14 protein-coding genes and 1 pseudogene are annotated in these 20508 nt (G+C 53.0%); 5 read left to right on the top strand and 10 right to left on the bottom strand.

What is annotated here, in order from left to right; genetic code table 11:
• Positions 1-7: 7 nt before the first annotated feature.
• From IGQ15_RS10255 to IGQ15_RS10235, 5 genes and pseudogenes are all read right to left on the bottom strand, one after another.
• Positions 8-1033, bottom strand: a complete 1026-nt coding sequence (locus tag IGQ15_RS10255; RefSeq protein ID WP_297051442.1) for a prepilin-type N-terminal cleavage/methylation domain-containing protein — start codon at positions 1031-1033, stop codon at positions 8-10.
• Between the two features lie 12 nt (positions 1034-1045).
• A complete protein-coding gene (locus tag IGQ15_RS10250) occupies positions 1046-1699 on the bottom strand; it encodes a hypothetical protein (protein WP_297051440.1) in 654 nt (217 codons plus the stop codon).
• Between the two features lie 20 nt (positions 1700-1719).
• On the bottom strand, positions 1720-6900 hold the full coding sequence (gene hpsA, locus IGQ15_RS10245) for a hormogonium polysaccharide biosynthesis protein HpsA (RefSeq protein ID WP_297051438.1): 5181 nt from the start codon (positions 6898-6900) through the stop codon (positions 1720-1722).
• A gap of 241 nt (positions 6901-7141) precedes the next feature.
• Positions 7142-7282, bottom strand: a pseudogene (locus IGQ15_RS10240) (DUF2887 domain-containing protein); the annotation flags it as partial.
• Positions 7283-7285: 3 nt separating this feature from the next.
• A complete protein-coding gene (locus IGQ15_RS10235; RefSeq protein ID WP_297051435.1) occupies positions 7286-8203 on the bottom strand; it encodes an Rpn family recombination-promoting nuclease/putative transposase in 918 nt (305 codons plus the stop codon).
• Between the two features lie 132 nt (positions 8204-8335).
• Here IGQ15_RS10235 and IGQ15_RS10230 point away from each other — a divergent pair, with 132 nt between their 5' ends.
• Positions 8336-8656, top strand: coding sequence for an MgPME-cyclase complex family protein (locus tag IGQ15_RS10230; RefSeq protein ID WP_297051433.1), 321 nt, complete (start codon positions 8336-8338; stop codon positions 8654-8656).
• On the opposite strand, the gene IGQ15_RS10225 is transcribed toward IGQ15_RS10230, so the two are convergent.
• Together IGQ15_RS10225 and IGQ15_RS10220 are read right to left on the bottom strand one after the other, a co-directional pair.
• Positions 8653-12144, bottom strand: a complete 3492-nt coding sequence (locus tag IGQ15_RS10225; protein WP_297051432.1) for an AAA-like domain-containing protein — start codon at positions 12142-12144, stop codon at positions 8653-8655. The two genes, IGQ15_RS10230 and IGQ15_RS10225, sit on opposite strands and share 4 nt — an antisense overlap.
• A 10-nt stretch (positions 12145-12154) precedes the next feature.
• On the bottom strand, positions 12155-12955 hold the full coding sequence (locus IGQ15_RS10220) for a helix-turn-helix domain-containing protein (protein WP_297051430.1): 801 nt from the start codon (positions 12953-12955) through the stop codon (positions 12155-12157).
• A gap of 140 nt (positions 12956-13095) precedes the next feature.
• Between IGQ15_RS10220 and purC the strand changes: the two genes are divergently transcribed.
• On the top strand, positions 13096-13827 hold the full coding sequence (gene purC, locus IGQ15_RS10215) for a phosphoribosylaminoimidazolesuccinocarboxamide synthase (RefSeq protein WP_297051428.1): 732 nt from the start codon (positions 13096-13098) through the stop codon (positions 13825-13827).
• 13 nt (positions 13828-13840) lie between these two features.
• The gene (locus tag IGQ15_RS10210; RefSeq protein ID WP_297051425.1) at positions 13841-14824 is read left to right on the top strand and encodes a glucokinase; all 984 of its coding nucleotides are present in this window, start codon (positions 13841-13843) and stop codon (positions 14822-14824) included.
• 3 nt (positions 14825-14827) lie between these two features.
• Here IGQ15_RS10210 and IGQ15_RS10205 read toward each other — a convergent pair whose 3' ends face one another.
• Positions 14828-15763 carry a DUF1517 domain-containing protein gene (locus tag IGQ15_RS10205; RefSeq protein WP_297051423.1) on the bottom strand — a complete coding sequence of 312 codons (936 nt, stop codon included), beginning with the start codon at positions 15761-15763 and terminating at the stop codon, positions 14828-14830.
• Between the two features lie 244 nt (positions 15764-16007).
• On the opposite strand from IGQ15_RS10205, the gene IGQ15_RS10200 reads away from it, so the two are divergent.
• Both IGQ15_RS10200 and IGQ15_RS10195 read left to right on the top strand, forming a co-directional pair.
• Entirely contained in the window at positions 16008-16475 is a 468-nt protein-coding gene (locus IGQ15_RS10200; RefSeq protein WP_297051421.1) for a DUF4079 domain-containing protein, read from the top strand.
• 166 nt (positions 16476-16641) lie between these two features.
• Entirely contained in the window at positions 16642-17712 is a 1071-nt protein-coding gene (locus IGQ15_RS10195; protein ID WP_297051419.1) for an ABC transporter ATP-binding protein, read from the top strand.
• Here IGQ15_RS10195 and IGQ15_RS10190 read toward each other — a convergent pair.
• The gene (locus IGQ15_RS10190) at positions 17709-19910 is read right to left on the bottom strand and encodes a transglycosylase domain-containing protein (protein ID WP_297051417.1); all 2202 of its coding nucleotides are present in this window, start codon (positions 19908-19910) and stop codon (positions 17709-17711) included. The two genes, IGQ15_RS10195 and IGQ15_RS10190, sit on opposite strands and share 4 nt — an antisense overlap.
• 81 nt (positions 19911-19991) lie before the next feature.
• Positions 19992-20354, bottom strand: coding sequence for a single-stranded DNA-binding protein (locus IGQ15_RS10185; protein ID WP_297051415.1), 363 nt, complete (start codon positions 20352-20354; stop codon positions 19992-19994).
• Positions 20355-20508: the final 154 nt, after the last annotated feature.

Genomic DNA, 20508 nt, shown 5'->3' with positions numbered 1-20508 from the left:
TTCCTTCCTAGAAGTTGGGGACTTTGCGATGCACAGAGCGACTCAGCACTGTGGTTGTAATAACGGGTCGAGTGGCTTCATCTTGGGGACGAATGCCCGGCATCCCTTGGGGATTCCCCCGCAGATAGACCAATGTGGCATTATTAAAGCTCGCCCCGCGTGACTGGACACAGGCATAGAAGCTATTGGGCACACCACTACTAGCCAAGGGGGTTCGCACATAGGCCGGGGTAAAGGGCGTTGCCACAGCTCCTTGGCAAGGGATGAGGGCATTCGGGTTGTCCCAGTTGAGGTCTATAAAATCCGTAACCACTACTGCCCGTCCCATATTGGCTTCGGGTCGAGCGCTTTGCATACTCGTATTTGTGTTAACGTTAATCGGCCATTGGGCAAAGCTGGTGGAGCCCGTTGGCTCCACATAACCTTGGTTGAGTTCAAGGTAGGTATTTGTTAAGACACGATATTTGCGCAACGCATAACGACGCAGGCGGGCACGACCTTGCCAGAGGGAGCTAGGAGTCGTATCGAGATAATAGACCACTAACGTGTGGGCGCGGCGCGCATTTTGCAGGGCAATGCAGTCCGGTCGCAGACTCTCTGGCCAAGCATTGTTGCAGTTTTGGGGGATGGTGTAGGTGTCATAGCCCAGTTGATTTTGGTCGTAGGGCACTGGCTCCAGAATCCACATTGCCAACACAGGCTGCATTGTGCTAGGGAAGGCGGGCAAAAAGTTCGTCAGGGCTTGACTGCGAGTCCCCTCACCGCACTGGCCACTGGTGTCTCCTGCCAAACAGTGACCGTTGTAGACAAAAACAGCTTGCGACAGATCGGTGCTGATTAAATCCATTGCCGCCTTGAGGTCTTGACGCAACTGGTTCAACGACGCCTCACGGGTCTCCGTTTGCAGCATATCAACTAAGAGTGCTCCCAAAGAGACCACAATCACTGAGGCCATCACCAGGGACACCAAAATTTCCACGAGGGTAAAGCCTTTTTGCCCTTTCTGTGGCCGCCGCCACTGCCAAAGCTTCATAGCGTGATCTCCTTAGGAACAGTTGGTTAACCGACACAGGGCTTCTGAAGAGTCACTGCGAATGATTTCCGTTGTCAGCACCGCTAAGGGTCGCGTCTCTGCGCCCACCAATGAACTGGTCATCGCTGCTGGTTCTTGAGCCACAGGAACTGTTGCTGTTGTAACGGGAACGACCTCAGCGCTATAGACGCGCACCTGCACTGGGTAGGCCAGCACCAGGTTAGAACTGTTGACGGTCAGTTGACCGCGATACACTTGGACAGCAAACTCCGTATTGTTAAGGCGACGGCGGCAGGCTCGGGTCGCGCTGGTTGGCAACCCTAAAGCGCCAGAGCAATCCTCAAGGCTACTGGGGGGTGACTGTGCCGAAAGTTGATTTGCTTGGCCAATGGTCGCTGACACAGAACTCTGGGGAGGCAACAAACTGGTTGTCGTGCTGCGAATTTCTACCCCCTGCTCCATCATCACCCGCAGTCGATCCACCTCTGCCCGCGCTAGCTCCGTAGCTTGGTTAATGCGGTCATTGCGCAACCTTGTGGCTGCCACCATCAGCAGGGGTGCTGCCAACATGGCCACCCCCAAGTTCACTACCAGAATGGCAATGAGACATTCAACCAATGTGAGACCATGATTGGCGTGTTGCTGCCGGTCAAATCGAGGATTCATAAAGAAATCACCTCCATAGGTTAGGCAGGACAGTTGGTTGCACCCGGATCAATGCGGCCACTGCCCATGCCACTGGGACGTTGGGCACAGCGTAGGCGCAGGATGTAGGGATCGTTCGCTGACAGCTCAGTAAAGTACTCACTGCGTTGGCGAGCAGGGGAGATAAACCGTGAGGCGATAGGCCCAGCAGGTGCGAGTTGCAGACCCACATCATATCCCCACCGGCGAGTAGGAGCGTTGTAGTAGTAAATCAGCTCAACAGATTGTGCTGGGCAATTGAAAGCTGTATTGACATTACGGCAGGCACTATCTGTGGGAATGGTTGACGAGATTTCCCACTGGTCTTGGTCAAAGGGAGCAGTAGCTTGGGTCGAGAAGTTGAGTTGAACAAATGACCCTTGAATCGTCAGCGTTGAGCTTGACCAATTTTCAAGAAAACGCGGGAAGTTGTGAATGCCACCATAGGATTGGGTAGGCCGCGAGGGTACCGTGGCACTAACGAGCACAGCATTGACTCGGGTATCTTGAGCACTGTTACGGGTGCGGTTGTCATTAAAGGTGTAGAAGCTGTTGTAAAACTGTGATGGAGAAGCTTCACCCGTTCCACCACTTGGGTATTGAGTGAGAGGCACAGCAGTAGCTGCAGTACCTGATATGTTAACGCCAATGCGTTGACCGGTTGTATAGTCTACTGCCCAAGGAATGCCATTACGATCCACGTAAATCGGTGAACTGGGATCAAAGGGACTCTCCCGCAGCCAGACTGTGTTGGGCGGTAAGTCTATATTGGGACGATTGGCATTCAAAAAGGAGGGACGGAGTTCTGCTATATTGGCACAACCCAAGTAAATTTGGCCAGGACTAGTACTATTGTTCACCCGAGCATCAGTAGATGAACTCGCATTTTGTACGAAGTTTAATGCCAAATTCTCAGGTGAGTTGTTACCCAATGACTGAACATTATTATTGTAGGCTTGAGCAAAGTAGTCATTGGCAGACCCATTGCAGAAGTTACTGGAGAGAATTGTGATCGCATCCGCCACAATTTCTGTGGGTCGCCAAGTATCCCCCGTAGGACGGGCAAAGTTATAATTTAATGTGCTGCGGGTATAGAAGTTGTTCCAGTCAGCCGCAAGGGTTTGGGTAAATTCCTCAATTAGGTTACTCGTTGTGCCATTAGTGCTGTGGAGATTAAAGTCCCCCTGAATATAGACAGGGTTATCCGTGATAAACGACAGGCCAGCAATATTCTTATCTGCGGGGATCCCTTGGCGGTCAAGGCGTTGCCCATTCCAGAGACGGAAGCCATTGGGTCGCCGCATGGGATCGGCAAAGAAGTCCACCGGCTTCGTGGAAATACCATTGGCCCCCAAAATCGGATCATGGGGGCCACTGGGGTTGGTATTCATCCAGTTTTGCCCACTGACAGCAGGACGGGCAATGGCATCTTCACGCACCGCATCTTCGCGGAAGGCATAGACAATGCCCCCCATCGGCAACCACGTATCGCCACCAATGGGACTGCGCCGCAGTAGATCAAGGTCAATATCCATCTCCCCCACGGCCATCTCTTCACGGCCATTAAAGAGCGTGTTATTGAGGAAAGCGACATTGCGGGCATTGCCATTAAAGTCAATGATTTGATTCAGTCGGTTGGGATAGGGGGTATTATTCACGACAATCCCAGCAGCATTCTCAGTGGGGGTGAGGAAATTGCTGGTGCTGCTGCGTGGGGTAGCAGCAATACTCGCTGGAGTTACAGGCGCCCCCCCTGGTGGGTTGAAGAGCGCCCGCAAGGCAGGATATTTGATAACGGTGTTAAATGTCCCCAAAATAGGTGCAGTGGGGTTACTGCTTCGCCGTGAGAGGACAACCAGTGTGGAGTTTACAGCAATGTCTGTACTACCAGAGCCACTACGTTCTGTGCCGCCAATATAGCGCACTGTTGCTGTTGTGGTTGTAGGTGTGTTTTCCACGACAAAGCGTCCTTCTAAGCGACCCAGGTTAGGTGCTGACCCACTGGTGGGACGGCGAATCTCGATAATATCTCCTGGCTGGAGTGGATTGCTGCCTAGCCCTGTGTAGGTGATCAGCACAGTGGAACCGTTAAGACTTGGGGTATTCGGAAATCCAACAGCAAGGGTAATGGTACCTGTTTCCAGAGCAGTGGTCATTATCGAAGCGGAGGCACCTGCTGGAATCGGTGTGCCTGCTAGCGCATTACCTTGTTGGTTGGGGTTTTCTAAAGTTACTGTGAGTACTTTGCCTTGGGAATCTGTCGTAAAGCTTCTCAAGATCATTCGTCCTGCACCGGCCACATAGACATTTGTGTTAATATCCGAACCAGGACGCAGGTCAAAGTTATAGCTGGGGGCATCTTCAACTCTGACACTCACACTCTGACCAGGGGAAGGCATAGAAAACCCCTGACCAATCACAAAGCCCCGTTGGTTTAGGCAAAAAGCATTCCGCAAATGCGTATAACTATTGGGAATACTACAGCTGTAGCCTGTTGGATTAAGCTCATAGGCTACTTGTTCCTTGAGGGCAAGGAGGCGAGCCAGACGGGCATTGACATCAGCATTGGTTTCTTGGAGAGGTCGCTCACTCCAGCGAGCATTGGGAATCAGGGCGGTGATGTAGGCATTGGCATCCAAATAGCCCCCTCGGTAAGACAGAGGATTAGAAAATCCTTGGCGAATGACTTGGACAGTACCTGTTCCCATTTGTGGATAATTACCAAGACCTAAGGGAATCACTTCACCATCACTAAAAGCAACGCTATCGCTAACAGAAGTCGGACGATAGTAATCATTTAATTTACCGATAGCATTGTCCAGGTTTTGCAGTTGATTCCCTGCGTTGAGGTTACCAACATTCAGATTTTGAAGAGTGTTCACACTGTGCGCCAGCATCCCCAACATACACCCTGCGGTGTGCCTTGCACTTTCATCCGCTAGGCTATCCCCTGCAGTGGCGAGAGCCCGAGCAAGGTTCGAGAAGTTTCCTGCACGGGTTCGATTTGGGTCGGGGTGAATCAGGGTACCCCCTGTTTCCTGTTTTGGTGGAAAGGCACCAGCTACGCCGTCACTGGCATAGGCGACAAGGTTTTGCATCGCCTGCCCCATCTGCGGGGAATTAAAATTTGGGGGAATAAATTCCCAGCCATTTGTGCCGCGCCCCGTGAAGAAATCAAAAAATTGGAAACCACTGGGCAAGCCTTGAATGCCACTGTACTGGTTGAACATGATGCTGCGCAGAGCAGTTTGGGGGGTACCGTAGTGGTGGGTTGTGGCAAGGCACGCAATGGGTTGATAGCCCCCTGTGTTTTGCCCCGGATAGGGATTGGTTAAGGGGTCAGGAATTGAAGGGTTAATTGTTGTCCCCCCTGCCTTGTAGTGATAAATGGCTGTGGCTTGTACGGCTGCAAGGTCATCCCGGAGGGTACGATGCTGATAAAATTCATTGCGGCGTTGAGTGTTGGCGGCATCAGCAATGTTCCCAAGTGCTGGTGCATCTAAAGGTTTGCCGAGTTCAAGACGTTCACCCACAATAATCCGTAAGCCCTCTTGGCGTGCCCGCCGCTCCCAATAGCCATCCAAGCCCAAATCAGTACGCTTGTTTGGGCTATCATTAGGAGCAATGTTACGAGTCAGTAGGTCTCGGGCACCGGGGACTGAGTTACCAATCGGATCTCCCACTTTGCTACCCGCTGGAATTTGCCGCCGGGGATCAGAGGGGGGAATGCTCACGTCATAGACGGGTTTAGGACCATAGCGGTTGTCAGCACGGTACGTATCATCCACGTAGGGTTTGGGTTGGGCCTTGTTGGCAAAACGCCCTTGCTGCACATAAAACTGATTCCCCCAGTTGGCAGCCCGTACGCTTAGGTTGGTTGGGTCAGCCCCACGAGCCATACTGCGGTCTTGGGTCAAGATAGCCACTGGGTTTAGGGCAATATCGGCAGGAACACGTCCATCAATAACAGAATCCCGACTATGCGTCAGTGTTACATTTTCGTTAGGTGGGTCTGCGTTCCCAGTGGTATATGGTAAAGCAGGCGGTTCTCGGTACGAATGAATATTAACGGTTCCTGCATTCGTATTATTATCCCGCAAGCTCCCCGCCATGAATTGACCTTGGAAGATAATTTCGCTGGTGTTGCCGTCGCCATCTACGTCGTTGACATCCACCACTTCTGCGGTTGTGATTTCTGAGGCCGTGCGGGTGTAGATGCAGGAGTTAGGCGAACTGACAAGGAAGGCTGTGTAACCACTGCCACTCGTAAGGAAGATACTCCCCTCGGTGTGCATTGCGCCATTCCAGCGGAAGGCAGGCCCCGGGAAAATTTCAAGGTCATTACGGAACCAGGCCCCCCATTTATTCCCGCGATCCAGTTCTCGTTCTTGGGTGAAGTCAATGGTTGCAAGGGCTTGGCCGCCATTGCGGTTTTCATAAACAAAAGCGTTAATTTGAAAGTTCTTGCGCAGGGTTGCTGTGCCCACGGCATCCCAGCCGGCTTCTGCCTGTTGTGCTGCCGCACTTGTCGGCCCAATATTCGCACACTGATTGCCCTGTTCAGTAATCCCCACAGGACGACTCCGGGTCAGCAAGCCAGCTGCTTTTTGAGCATCCGTTTGACTGATTTGAGTATCGTTGGGTCGCCGCATCAGGATCGAGTAGGCAACAATGGAGTCGGCCGTGGGTTGAAATGCCCAGGCATTGTCCACATTCCCATCGCCATCAATGTCAATTCGCCGCTCATCGGTAAAGGTGTAGGGATCGGGGTTGCGGTTAGCAGTGTTGAGCATAATTTGCTCAATTTGGGCTTCACCGGGAACGCCTTGGGGTCGCAGCGGGTCTTGGTTAAAGAAGTACTCTAGCTTCGCCTTAGCACGGTCAACTGCGGGAGCGGTGGCATTCAACACCTGTAACTCTTGCCGTTGGGCACCCACCTCTGCTGTGCGATTCAGCGTCCGCAACATCAGTGCCCCCACTGTTAGCGTGATCACCACGAGGACAATGACTGCTGTCGGCAACACGAAGCCAGCGCGGCCAAACCGCACTTGTCGGCGTCCCAGAAGTGGACTGAGCCGTCGCTGCAACCAGAGGCGCAGCTGGTAGAACAAATGCCGAATAGTTCGCATTAACTTGCGATACTGCCGTTTCGAGAGGCCAAAGCGCCGGTCATTCTTTTTCATAGGGGCACCTAGTCAACGCAGAGTAGCGGCAACCTGCTACTAGTTACAGAGTCTGGAAATAGACTAGTAATTAGTATGGTTTTTCTTTAGTAAAAAATTTCAGGCTTCAGACAATTTTTCAGATTTTTCCGGACAGCAATAATACTTATTCGGGTAACACTGTGAGCTGCATCAGGGCCAGGCTCTAGGGAACCGAGTTTATTCAAATACATCCGATGCAGGCGATCGCTATTCACAAGGAGACGCCATCGATGCGAAAGGCGGTTTGCTTCAACTCGACTGAGTCAAAACGATACCCCGGAGGTGTGTCGATTCCCAATAGGTCAAAGAGGGTTTGGGGGAGCTGGGCAAACAATTGGTAAAACAGGGAGTCGCGGTGCATGGGCTAGGAAGAGCGATTTAGCCACGCAGACACTGCCCCTAGGTCAGTAAAGTCTAGGAGTGCTTCTGCCAGCGCTTCGATTTGATGGGGAGAGAGCTGACGAATGCGTTCTTCAAGGTCACTGGGGACACTGCCAAATCGCCGCCTTAACTGCCGTAGGACAATGGCTGCTTCGCCTTGTTGCAGTCCCTGTTGCAAGCCTTCCTGAAGCCCTTCTTTGCGTCCCTCTTGTCTTCCTTCCAGTCGCCCCTCTTGTCTTCCTTCCTCTCGCGCCTCAGCATAAACTTCTTGATAAAATCGCGTCCGCTTTAGTTCCTCAGTGGTAAACCCCAGCATGCGCAGCACCTCCTCGCGACTCAGCTTGGTGAACTTGTACAGAACAATGGTTGTAATCAACTCCATTATGACTTCTGGCCTTGGAACTGCCTCTGTGCGAGTGCGCTCTGCCAAAAACCGTGCTGCTGTCGCCATTTCTGCTTCGGGTAACACTGTGAGCTGCATCAGGGCCAGGCTCAAGGGCAACGCCTCAAGGGAACCGAGTTCATTCAAATACACCCGATGCAGGCGATCGCTATTCACAAGGAGTTGATAAGCTTGAAAAGTTTCCTGTTCTGCTTGGCGATCAGGATAAATCACCACGGCTTGCCAGTCAGAGAAGGTACCATCGTGTAACCGTAGATAGAGAAAAATCTCCGAAAAGAAGCGTTGGTAGAAGGTATTGTCTCGTTGAAACTGAACTTCACAGAAATAGACCGTTCCTGAGGGGTCGGGGGGCACGAAGACGCCATCGATGCGAAAGGCGGTTTGCTTCAACTCGACTGAGTCAAAACGATACCCCGGAGGTGTGTCGATTCCCAATAGGTCAAAGAGGGTTTGGGGGAGCTGGGCAAACAATTGGTAAAACAGGGAGTCGCGGTGCATGGGCTAGGAAGAGCGATCGCTCCGACCAGAAACTTCAGAAAACTTCAGAACTAGGGCGTTATGGAGGCAGGGATTCCCCCTATGGTAAGCTGGGAACTGTATAGAATATGTTGTGGTTTTGCATAGATCCCTATGGCGACGTACTATTACATTCTCGCAAGCAAAAAGTTTTTGACTGAGGAAGAACCCCTTGAGGAAGTGTTTCGCGAGCGACAGCGTCACTATCGGGAGCAGGGTAAAGAGATTGATTTTTGGCTGGTGCCAGAACCTGCCTTTTTAGAGCAACCCCAGTTTGCTGAACAGAAGGCGCGTTGTCCGCAACCCGCCGCAGCCATTATCTCCACCAACCAGCAATTTATCCAGTGGCTGAAGCTGCGTTTGGAGTATGTGCTAATGGGGCAGTTCACCAGCGATGAGGTTCCGAATCCCCTTGCTTCCCTAGCGAGTGTTTAGGGACAGGCTTGAGTAACAGCGGAATTTTGTTGACGGTAGTCCTTGAGCCAATCACAGGCGCTGGTTAATAACTGTTCTAGGGTGGCCAGCGGGCTAATCAAGACCTCATCATCCTCGGTACCGATCGCCACATAAAGTTCGTCTTGGCCACTCACATCAACGCTATAGGGAATGGCGGAAATGCGATCAATGAGTGTAATGAGTTGGCCTCTTTGGTTCCAAACCCGCACACTGCGATCGGGGGAGGCGGTGGCAATCATTTCACCATTGGGGCTAAGACCGAGACTGACAATACTCCGCTGGTGAGCACGAAACACACGGGGGTTGCTGGGGGCACTTTTGCCGTGAATCGACCACAAATAGACGGAGCCACTTTCGCCCGCCGCCGCTAGGAATTGGCCATTGGCACTAAATTCAAGACTGGCCAGCCATCCTGCCTCTGGATGCAGGCGATAGGCAAGGCGATCGCCCTCAAAATCCCAGACTTCAATTGTGCCCGCCGACCCCGTACTCCCAAGGAGGGGAAGTGTTGGATGGAAGCTGAGGCTCCAAATTTCCCCTTCACTTTTGCGTTTTTGGATGTTCTCTGGTTGCTGTAGGTCAACAAGATAAATGGTACCTTTTTCATCCCCTGCGGCTAAGTACCGTCGTTGGGGATCCATGGACACGGTATAGAGGGGAGCCTCGATGGGCAGTTGCCACGTTTGTTGGGAGCGATCCGCAAGGTTCCAGATCACCAATTTTCCCCCCTTGGTGGCGATCGCCACCCGTTGACCACTGGGACTAAAGAGCACTTGGTTAATGCCTTGAGGATCGAGAACTGGAGTCGTCGCCAAGAGAGTGCCATCCCGTCGCCAGTACTTGACGCGACCATCTTTGCCCCCCGTGACCACTGTGGCCGCTTGCGAATCTAAGGCCACTGTCCAAATACTTTCTTGATCGGCAAGCCACTGTTCCGTGCGGTGATGATCGAGGTACCACAGCGTCATTTGCCCCCCGCGATCGCTACTGAGGAGGACTGACCCCGTTGGATTAAAGCTGACGGTATTGATCAGGCGTTCATGACTCCCCAACTCAGCGATCAGTTCACCCGTTGGCTGCCACAGACGCATCGTGTTATCTGTGCTCAGGGTCAATAGACGATAGCCCACAGGAGACGTGCCCACAAAATACACTGGGGCTGCACTAACGCGCCATTGATTGATTTGTTGCCCCTTGGGGTTCCAAAGACGGAGGGTGCCATCTTTGCCTACCGTCGCCAGTTGGCCATTGCTGAGATATGTCAAACTGGTTTGGGGAACGGGAAGATCAGCTTGGACTTGCCATGCTTGGAGCAGTTCCCCCTGACGAGACCAAACCCGAATCCAGCCTTCTTCATCGGCAGTGGCCAAGCGATCGCCCCTGATGGCATAACTCAAGCTATTGATACTCTGACTAGGGGTGGGAATAGTGGCCAGTAATTCCCCCTTAAGGCTCCAACGCAACATATTCCCTGTAGTTGTGGTGGCCGTCAACTCCTGCCCCTCTGGACTAAAGCGAAAGTTGTTGATTGGCAAGGCAGGCAAACGCCGTTCAAAGACGAGTTTTTGCAGCTCGACACGCCATAGAGATATTTCGCCCTTATCATTGAGCAGACCCACGCGATCGCCCGCAGGGCTGATCCGCGCCAGTTTAACATTGCCAATCTCCAAAGACTGGGCACCCAGCAGCTCCCCGTTCACTCGCCAAAATTCGACAAGGCCGCTTTCACTAATGCTGAACTGCTGGCCATCAGCCGTCAAAAAGGCCGCCATCAGGGGGGTATTGTCACTCTGCCATTGGTTGCGGGCTTGAATGTGATCGAGGAAAAAATTAAGCACAAAGAGGGGGCGCGTGGTGGGGTATTGACTCAGGGGGCGATCGCCCACCAATCGTTTGAGGTCACGTCCTGCCTGAATCCCCGCTAAAAGGGCAGGCAACTCTTGCCTTTGAAACTGCTCTAGGAGATCGTTACTGGTTTGCTCAAGGGCTAAACTTTCTTGGCTGGCTTGCAAATCGGCGTAGGTTTTGGCCAAAATCGCAGCTATCCCCAAGGACATCACAGAAATCATGCCCAGCGCCATCAAGGCCCGCTGCGTTAGGCGACTGGCTTTGCGGCGAGCTGCTTCCAGAATCCGATTGGCAGCGCTGATAGCTTCTTTTTCTTGGCGCTCGAGGAAGAGGGTATCTTGAATTGCCTTTTGGTTTGCTTCTTGACTGGCAGAGAGGTACTGATAATCCAGATCACTGAGACTTTTGCCACTGGCCCAGATCAACGCTTCCTCAAGGGCTTGTCCCCGCAGGAGACGGGAGCTATCACTTCCCCCAGAGCGCAACCATGCTTGAAACTCCTCACTATAGGGGCGCAGTTGTGCCAACTGTTGCTCAACCCACTGGGCATCAAAAACTTGGGCATAGATGGGATTAAACACCTGCAATTTCCCTTGGCGCTGGCACACCAATCCCGTCAAAGCTAGGGCACGCTGCTCACTACTACCATCAAGGGGAATGCCCCCCGTTTCTAAAACGCGCTGATAGAGACCCAAAAGACGACCGATGCGCTGTTCATCGGCCAGCAAGCGATTGCGAATCGTCTTTAGGTGTTCGGGTTCATCTTGCCGCTCCCAATCCTGAAGGATATGCTCTTGGACAAACTGGGCTAACTGCTGAGAGAGGGTCGACGTTGGCATGAATGACCCGTGGTGTTGCAGCAGGCGACAGAGTTTTTGGGTCAAGAAGGGTTGGCCACCTGTCCAGTTGAGAATTTCCGCCAAGAGTTGATCGGGGTTGTCGCTGAGATGGGCAATGCCCTTGAGTAGCGGTGTAGCTTCCGCAAGGGTAAACCCCTGTAAATCAATGGCACAACCAATGTTAAAGGGGGTACGCTGCTGATCTTGAATCAGTTGATCGGGGGTGGCCACGCCAAAGAGGGCAAAGGTTAAGCGCTGATATTCGGGACACTCCGCCCGTTGGTTGTAACAAGCACGGATCCAAGCAAAGAAATCATCGGTGGAAAAGGGCAGACTCAACAGACTATCAATTTCATCAATAAAAATCACTAGAGGCTCACGGGTGTGGGCAAGCAGCACTGTTTCTACGAAATCACTGAGGCGCTGAATGGGTGACACCAGCTGGCGATCGCGCCACCAAGAGCGCAAGGAGACCACATCAGTTAACTGAAATCCCTGAATGAGGGCACCAACAAAGCTGGCATACCACTGCTCAGGTTGAATATTTTGGCTGCCAATTTTGGTAATGTCGAGGGCAGCACAGCGGTACCCTATTGTGATCAATTGCTGCGTCACTTGCACCCGCAAGCTGGATTTGCCCATTTGCCGCGAATTGAGAATATAGCAAAACTCGCCAGCGGTGAGGGCGGCCAAGAGAGCGGCATCCGCTTGCCGTCGGACATAGACTACCGATGTGGTCGGTAAACTGCCCCCCACTTGATAGGTGGTTGCTGCATCCATTGAGGGTGACCTAGTTGGAAACGGTACGCTCAGGTGCTGTTGACGTGGTTGCCCTCTCTGAAGTGGCCTGACTAGCAAGAAATTCTTTTTCTATCACTTCTCCCAGTTTCCCCATCGGTTGGGACGGCCCATTATTGACACTCACTTTGACAGCGCCAGCATTCCCCGTGCGAACAATTAAACGTTCCTTGGCTTGCCAACTGCGCTCTGTTCCCGACTGCAAAATACCGGCATGGACGACTCGACCATCCGCTTCCACCTCTAGCCATGAGGCATCGGAGAGGGACAACTTGACCTCAACCGTTTCAGGGGTAGCGGGACTGGGCGTCGGCGTTGCCGCTGCTGTGGGGGTGGGACTGGGGGACGCGGTAGGGGTAGGTGCAGGGGTTAAATTGGTGATGCTTTGGGCTTGGGGACGAAAGAGATAGGCCAACCCAGCCACTGCCGCTGCCACGAGGGCAAAGTACATCAGGTAGAGGTGAATTGGGCGCAACTGCCAACCTATTCCACCCTTGGGAACACTGGGTTTATGGAGGCGCTCCACAGGGTCAGCCACTGTTGGAAAATTAGCGGCAATCCTTTTGCCATCAAGGCCAAGGGCATCGGCAAAACGGCGAATAAATCCTTGGGTATAGACGGGTTCGGGCAACTCCTCAAGGTTGGCATTTTCAATGGCTGCAAGGATTGACTGGCGCACCAAGGTTTTGGCGGCCAACTCCTCAAGGCTCAGACCCAGTTCGAGTCGCTTGTCGCGGAGGAAGGCACCAATTTCTGCCAGTTTTTCTGCCTGTTGATCACTGAGGTGAGGCATCTCTATCTATCTCCTGCCGTCAGTCTATGCTAATTTGCCGAAGAGGGGTTTAGCCATTGGGATTATCCTATAGCAAGCTGCTGTGGATTGGAGGACTGCCTTTGCTAGGCTAGATCTGGCTTTTAGACGCACCTCTTTTTATGACTCAGTTCTCTCCCTTGTACGAAGGCAAGGCAAAGATTATTTATGCCACAGCGGATCCAGACCTCTTGCTGGCGGAGTTCAAGGATGATGCCACCGCCTTTAATGCTCAGAAGCGTGGTTTGATCCAAAACAAGGGAGTGATGAACTGCGCGATCGCCAGCCATTTGTTTCAGTTTCTGGCGGCTCAGGGCATCCCCAACCATTTTATTGCCCAAGTGGCGCCAAACAAGATGCACATTCGGCGGGTAGAGATTATTCCCCTTGAGGTGGTGGTGCGCAATCGGGCAGCGGGAAGCCTTTGTCGGCAGACGGGATTGCCCTTGGGATTAGAACTCAATCCCCCCTTGGTGGAGTTTTACCTCAAGAATGATGATCTCGGTGATCCGCTGCTCACGGGCGATCGCCTGCGCCTATTGCAGATTGCTACAGATGAGGAAGTCGCAAAGATCAGGGAAATGGCCTTGGCCGTGAATACCCACCTCAGTCGCTTTTTTGCTGAGTGTGGTATTAGCTTGGTGGACTTTAAGCTAGAGTTTGGCCGCAGTCCGACGGGTGAAATTCTCTTGGCGGATGAAATTAGTCCCGACAGTTGCCGCCTCTGGAATCAGAGTGAAAGGGATCCTGAGAAGCGTATCCTCGATAAAGATCGTTTTCGCCAAGATTTGGGCGCCATTGAGGATGCCTACGCCCTTGTGATGCAGCGAGTGTTAGCCCATAGCGTCAGTTAGCAAGGGGTGGGTAATGACCGTTGTACTCGGCGCCGATGTGGGTGGCACAAAAACTCTCATCGAGTTATGGGATGTGGTGGGGAGTGATTGGCATTTGCTCCACAGGGCTAAATACGCCAGCCGCGATTTCCCTGACTTGACAGCTCTTTTGCAAACGTTCCTCAAGGAAAGTCCTGCCCATCCACAGCGGGCTTGTCTGGGGATTCCAGGACCCGTGATTGACCAAGTGGCTCAGGTGACCAACTTGGGCTGGCGGGTCAGTGGTGCTGAATTAGAAACGGCATTGCAGATTCCTTGCGTGACGCTGCTCAATGATTTTGCCGCCGTGGCCTATGGTGCATTGGTGTTACCGCCGACGGATTTTGTTGTCCTTCAGGAGCGGCCTCGGCGTCCCCAAGCGCCTATTGCCCTATTGGGAGCAGGTACTGGATTAGGGGAAGCGCTGATGATTTGGCAGGGCGATCGCTACCAAGTGATGCCCCTTGAGGGTGGCCACACCGACTTTCCACCCCGCAATGAACAGGAAATGGGTCTATTGCGCTATCTCTGGCAAACCTACGAGCGAGTTTCTGTGGAGCGGGTGGTTTCTGGTGCAGGGCTAGTGGCGATTTACGACTATCTCAAGAGTGTCCACTGTGCTCCCGAATCAGCAGCAGTTGCAGCAGCCATGGCAGAGGTGGAGGATCGCGCCGCCGTGATTAGTCAATATGGCCTTGAGGGGGATCCCCTGTGCACAGAAGCCTTGCGGATGTTTGTGGATGCCTATGGAGCAGAGGCTGGCAACCTTGCCTTGAAAAGTTTGCCCTTGGGCGGGGTGCTGATTGCCGGGGGGATTGCCCCGAAAATTCTGCCGAAAATGACTGATGGCACGTTTCTCCAAGGGTTTGTGAATAAGGGACGGTTTCGCCCCCTGATGGAGCAGTTGTACGTTGCAGTGATTACGAATCCAGAGGTGGGATTACGAGGCGCAGTACATTTAGCGGCTCAGGGGGCCTAGGGGTTAGAGGTGCTTCAGTTGTGGATAGGCCATCAGCAACTCATCGGCAGTGAGGGTGTCACCCATTGCCTGAGGTTGCCAGAGCACTTCGACCGCCAGTAGGCGATCGCTACCAATGCTCCCCAACTGTTGCAGCGCTTGCTGTAGCTCGAGGGCGTTGTTAACTGCGGGTAATTTCAAGCGGCCAGTGGCAGCCACCACCAAAGTTACGACAATATAATCACCCACATCATTGCTCACCACAGGAGCGATCGCCGTCTGCTTAATTTCACGGCGGTAGTTAGACAGGGTTTCCGCACTGAGTTTGCTGCGCTCCGCAAGGGCCAGTTGGTTAAAGGCCGTTTCCGCTTGCAGCAGTTTCGTTTCTTGGCTGCTGGCGTGGGCATAGACCCAGTATTGGGGGTGGCGCAGCAGAGCAAGGGTTGCCTCTTGCAGCACTTTGGTCAGACCTTCGGGACTTTGGGTATCAGCGGTGAGCGCCAGTTGATTCAGTTCCTCTTGGAGTTCGCGAGCTTGGGCTAGGAGTCCCACGTGCAGCGTATGCAGCGAGACCACGGGGTTATCTGGGTAGATCTCTGAGTCATCGCCGCTGTTGCGGAAGTTGCGGAAGGTGGAGATCACGATATTGGCCAGCACACCAATCATGATGATCGTGAATAGGCCGCCAAAGCCGCCGCCAAAACCAAAGAAGGGAATCAGAAAGGGAAAGCCAAAACCACCGCCATAGACTGGAACGGGCTGAGCATAGCGGCCGTAATCACTGCGGGGGGCAGGGTAGGAACGGGTGGGTGCCGGACGACTAAAGGAGCCACCCCCGACACGTCCACCACTGCGGGCTGCCCAAGCGGCACCACTGTCAAGAACCAGATGGGCAATCAATACCCCCACTGCCACAATTGCTGTCACAGATTTGAGACTTTGCCAAAAAGTTTTTATCATAAATTGTGTTCCCAAGGATTGACACACCAAAGGAGATGTCCTGCTCTCAGTCTAACGTTTTGTTATCTTTAGAACAGAGGGGGAAACCCTACAGCTCTTTTTGCAGGGATGGAATACGCTTGTAGCCGTCAAAATTCCGAGAAGTTCCCGCCCCCTTGGTGTAGGCCATAAAAGGGCTGTATTACGATATGAGAAGCAAACTTTCGATGAATGCTTTGCCTGCCGAGTTCTGTTCACGAAAACAATGATTGAAATTCCTGAGCCTCTTAAGCCCGTGATCACCTTTGCCCACCCAGTGCTGATGTGGGTTCTTTTTGCGCTCACGCTCTATGCCATGTATCTAGGGATTCAAACCCGTCGCCTACGTTCCCTCAGCGGCGAGGAAAAGAAAGCACTGATCCAATCGAAGGTAAATATCAAACACCACCAAGTTGGCGCCATCCTATTGGCCTTGATGGTCATGGGTACGATTGGCGGGATGGCGGTCACCTACATTAATAATGGCAAGCTGTTTGTCGGTCCGCACTTGATTGTCGGGCTAGGGATGACGGCATTGATTGCGATTTCTGCCAGCTTGACCCCCTTTATGCAAAAGGGAAGTGAGGCCGCTCGTGCCCTGCACATGACCCTGAATCTGTTTCTGGTGATCCTCTTTGGTTGGCAGGCGGTGACGGGTCTGCAAATTGTGCAGCGAATTCTCAATGCTAGTTAGATGCGGGTGGCAACCTAGGAAGCGATCGTAGCAATTGCAAAATCTCTGCAACAAGCGAGAACTTTTGTGCCAGAATATGAGGAGCACTGATTACTGCAAATAATTCCTAATGCAGTGAGTGCTCCCTAGCTTTACTGATTGCAGACGGTTCGCTTTCTGGGTGATCATGACGACACTTTCCCTGATGCCAACGCTTAAAACAGCCGTCCGGGTTGAGCACTTACATAAATCCTTTGGCCGCTTTACGGCGATTTGCGATGTTAGCCTCGGTGTCCATGAGGGGGAAATTCTCGGGCTATTGGGGCCTTCGGGTTGCGGCAAGACAACGCTACTGCGCTTAATTGCGGGTCTGGACACGCCAGATGCTGGGGAAATTAGGGTGGGCGATCGCTGTGTGGCAGCGGCAAATGTCTTTGTGCCCCCTGAGCAACGGTCTTTGGGAATGGTCTTTCAGGACTTTGCCCTTTTTCCCCATTTGACGGTGGCCGAGAATATTGCCTTTGGTTTGCAACAGCAACGCCTGAGCAAGCAGCAAATTCAGGAGCGGGTTGCAGCAGTTCTGGCCTTGGTGCACCTAGAGGGAATGCAAAAGCGCTATCCCCATGAATTGTCCGGTGGGCAGCAACAGCGGGTAGCCTTGGCGCGGGCGATCGCCCCCCAACCAGCCGTAATTCTCCTTGATGAACCCCTGAGTAATCTTGATGCCCAAGTGCGCCTACAACTGCGGGAAGAATTACGCACCATTCTCAAGGGCACAGGGACAACGGCGATTTTTGTGACCCATGATCAAGAGGAAGCCCTGAGTCTGTCGGATCGCCTAGCGGTGATGCGCCAAGGCAAGATTGAGCAGGTGGGTACTCCCCAAGAAATCTATTGCCAACCAGCCTCGCGGTTTGTGGCGGGCTTCATTACCCAAGCCAACTTTTTGCCGGCCTGTGCCGAAGGGTCTCAGGTGCGCACGGATGTTGGCACGTTTCCCCTGTTGGAAGCTTTAGCCAAAGGAGAAGGGGAAGTGATGATCCGCGAAGAGGATCTCCAGTTGCAGCCAGACACTGAAGCCACCAGTTGCTTTGTGATTCGCGATCGCCAGTTTCTTGGTCGTGAGTATCGCTACTGCATTCAACTGCCCTGTGGCAAAGAACTCCATGCCCGCCAGCCCCTTGCGGTGGATATTCCCATTGGAACTGCTGTGAAGGTGGCGGCTGAAGTGGTGCGCTTTTTCCCAAAGGAAAACTAATCTAGGACGCGTCCCATATACTCACCCCAGAGGGCGGCAGCCAGACCGCTACTGCCTTGGGTAGGGCTATTGTCGTCATTGCCGAGCCAAATACCGGTGAGAACATCGGCAGTGGGGACATAGCCAATAAACCAAAGATCCCGACCATCATTGGTAGTGCCGGTTTTGCCAGCGACTGGACGGCCAATGGCGGCGGCACGACCCGTTCCCCGGCTCACAACAGCCGTAAGCAAATGCGTCATTTCATTAGCGATCGCGGGGTCGAGAACCCGTTGGGGCGTTTCATCACTGGCGGCATAGATGAGGCGACAGGTCTGCCAGTCGTTTACACTTTTACAATCACCGCCATCACGCACTGAAATAATGGTATGGGGCGGAATGCGCTGTCCCTCATTGGCGAGCACGGCAAAGGCACCACTGATTTCAAGGAGAGTGACCTCACTTTGACCAAGGACAAGGCCGGGCACGGCCTGTAGGGGGGTGGTAATTCCCATGGCTCTCGCTGTGCGAATGGTGGCCTGTAAACCAACAGTTTGGGCAAGGCGCAAAGCAATCGGATTTTCGGAAAGGGCTAACGCTGTGGCCAAATCCATCGCACCACCTCCCCCCCGACAGCCTTCGAATTGTTGCCCTTGCCAGAAGACAGGAGCGCAGGAAAAGGTTTCACCAGCCGTGTGGCCTTTCAAGAGGGCTTCAGTATAGACAAACACCTTGAAGGTAGAGCCGGGTTGGCGCAGCGCAAGCGTAGCACGATTAAACTGGCTTTTTTGGTAGTCCACCCCCCCCACTAGAGCCAGAATCAAACCACTACTGGGCTGAAGGGTAATCAGTGCCCCTTGACTGACGCCATAGCTGCTGCCAGTGGTGGTAACGAAATCGCGCAGACTCGATTCAGCCCGTTCTTGCCAACGGGGGTCTAAACCTGTTTCCACAATCAGGTTGCCCTCTTGAGCAAGGTTTTCACCGAGGAGTTGGGCAAGTTCCTGATAGACATGATCCGTGTAGTAGGGAAAGCGCTGAGAGGTGAGCAATTGCCGCGCCTTGGGACTAATTTCAATGCGGGAGCGACGGGCGCGATCGCCCTCTTCTTTGCTGATGTAGCCCTGCTGCACCATGCGCAAAATAACACGATTGCGATAATCCACGGCAGCATCGTAGTCGCGCACAGGATTAAAACGGTTGGGGGCGGGCAGAATCCCCGCCAGCGTAGCAGCCTCATTGAGGGTCAAGTCTTTGGCAGGTTTATCAAAGTAGAATTGAGCCGCATCCTCAAAGCCGCGATTTCCCATCCCCAAATAGACACGGTTGAGGTAGGCCAAGAGCAACTCATCTTTGCTGTAGAAAAATTCCAACTTGAGGGCAACTGCTATTTCACGCCACTTGCGACTGAGGCTGTCCTCCATCCCCACATGGGAACGAAAAAGTGTACGGGCCAATTGTTGCGATAGGGTACTTGCTCCTTCACGTGTTTGGCGAGTTAACAGGTTAGTAACTACCGCTCGCACCATGCCCAGAGGATCAACGCCGAAGTGCCAGTAGTAGCGCACATCCTCAGAAGCCAAAACCCCATGAACGAGATAAGGGGAAAAGTCATTGAGCCGTTGCAGTTCGCGGTGGGGGCGATCCTCCACTGGATTGATCAGTTCCCCTTGGCGATCGAGGAAAATGATGGGTCCTTGCTCAATGGGGGGCAGGGGGCGCACCGCCACTTTGCTAGCTTCGGCAGTCAGTAATCCCATTACAAGGCCACTGATGCCGATCACCCCCCAAATGCCGTAGGTGAGAACATGAACCCAAGGGGGGGGTGGATTGTGGAAGCGGAGGGTAACGGCACCTTTGACCTCGGGGGGACCAAGGGTCATGACATCGCCGTGGTGTAGCTCACTGGTTTGTAGGCGCTGCCGTTGGCGATAGATGCCATTGGTGGAATCTAAGTCTTGGATTTGAAAGATGCCTGTGGGGGTGAGCCGTTTTAGGCGGGCATGGGTGCCACTGACAATCTCCGCGTCAATAAGAATATCGGCGCGACTCTGACTACGGCCAAGAATGTAGCGATCGCCAACCAAGGGAAAGACTTGACGTTGGCCTTTGAACTCAACCCATAGTTCGGGCGTGCGGGCATTTTCGCGCAGGGAAACCTGTTGCCAATCAAAGCGAGAGTGTACCGTTTGCACCGCTTGGGTGACGGTCTGAGTCATAGACTGCCAAAAATCTCGGGCAGGATTGGGCATGGCTATAGGGACAATGCTATTGGACGCACTGGTAACCTGATTGTATCCCTACATTTCTGGCACATAGCCTGCTGGCACGGCATTCGGATCCGTATCCCGCTTGGAACTGAGGATATCCATGCGCTCAACTAAAATGACCGGTGAGGAGCGATCAACCCCCGTGTTGCGATCTTGCCAGCGATCGAACTTCAGACTGCCCTTAATACCCAAAAGCGTTCCTTTATGCACATAATCAGCAGCCACCTGAGCCGTTTTGCCCCAAATTTCTAGGTTAAACCAATCGGGTTGATCATCCTTGCTGGGGCGATTCACTGCCAACGTCAGCCGACACTTCACATTCCCCGACTCAAAATAGCGCACCTCGGGATCACTGCCGACACGACCCACTAGATGAACCACGTTTAGACTCATGGCCAACTGCCTCAGATTGCTCTTCGCTTCATTATCGCAAAATTTAGCTTTGTAATGATAAGTTTCCATTCACTCCACTTCTCGGAGGAGAAGCAAGCACTATAACTTGTAAATACGGCACTGAGCTATTTCTGTAAGTTTTTGTACTTTTTAT

It is taken from the genome of Thermosynechococcus sp. M98_K2018_005, assembly GCF_015295825.1.
Classification (GTDB): domain Bacteria; phylum Cyanobacteriota; class Cyanobacteriia; order Thermosynechococcales; family Thermosynechococcaceae; genus Thermosynechococcus.
This window is presented reverse-complemented; position numbering and strand designations above follow the sequence as displayed.

Excerpts from the sequence above, each read along its gene's own strand:
- IGQ15_RS10220 (WP_297051430.1), bottom strand. The coding sequence starts at position 12,955 with ATGCCTCACCTCAGTGATCAACAGGCAGAAAAACTGGCAGAAATTGGT.
- IGQ15_RS10210 (WP_297051425.1), top strand. The coding sequence starts at position 13,841 with ATGACCGTTGTACTCGGCGCCGATGTGGGTGGCACAAAAACTCTCATC.
- IGQ15_RS10255 (WP_297051442.1), bottom strand. The coding sequence starts at position 1,033 with ATGAAGCTTTGGCAGTGGCGGCGGCCACAGAAAGGGCAAAAAGGCTTT.
- IGQ15_RS10225 (WP_297051432.1), bottom strand. The coding sequence starts at position 12,144 with ATGGATGCAGCAACCACCTATCAAGTGGGGGGCAGTTTACCGACCACA.
- hpsA (WP_297051438.1), bottom strand. The coding sequence starts at position 6,900 with ATGAAAAAGAATGACCGGCGCTTTGGCCTCTCGAAACGGCAGTATCGC.
- IGQ15_RS10250 (WP_297051440.1), bottom strand. The coding sequence starts at position 1,699 with ATGAATCCTCGATTTGACCGGCAGCAACACGCCAATCATGGTCTCACA.
- IGQ15_RS10205 (WP_297051423.1), bottom strand. The coding sequence starts at position 15,763 with ATGATAAAAACTTTTTGGCAAAGTCTCAAATCTGTGACAGCAATTGTG.
- IGQ15_RS10185 (WP_297051415.1), bottom strand. The coding sequence starts at position 20,354 with ATGAGTCTAAACGTGGTTCATCTAGTGGGTCGTGTCGGCAGTGATCCC.
- IGQ15_RS10195 (WP_297051419.1), top strand. The coding sequence starts at position 16,642 with ATGACGACACTTTCCCTGATGCCAACGCTTAAAACAGCCGTCCGGGTT.
- IGQ15_RS10190 (WP_297051417.1), bottom strand. The coding sequence starts at position 19,910 with ATGACTCAGACCGTCACCCAAGCGGTGCAAACGGTACACTCTCGCTTT.
- IGQ15_RS10230 (WP_297051433.1), top strand. The coding sequence starts at position 8,336 with ATGGCGACGTACTATTACATTCTCGCAAGCAAAAAGTTTTTGACTGAG.
- IGQ15_RS10235 (WP_297051435.1), bottom strand. The coding sequence starts at position 8,203 with ATGCACCGCGACTCCCTGTTTTACCAATTGTTTGCCCAGCTCCCCCAA.
- IGQ15_RS10200 (WP_297051421.1), top strand. The coding sequence starts at position 16,008 with ATGATTGAAATTCCTGAGCCTCTTAAGCCCGTGATCACCTTTGCCCAC.
- purC (WP_297051428.1), top strand. The coding sequence starts at position 13,096 with ATGACTCAGTTCTCTCCCTTGTACGAAGGCAAGGCAAAGATTATTTAT.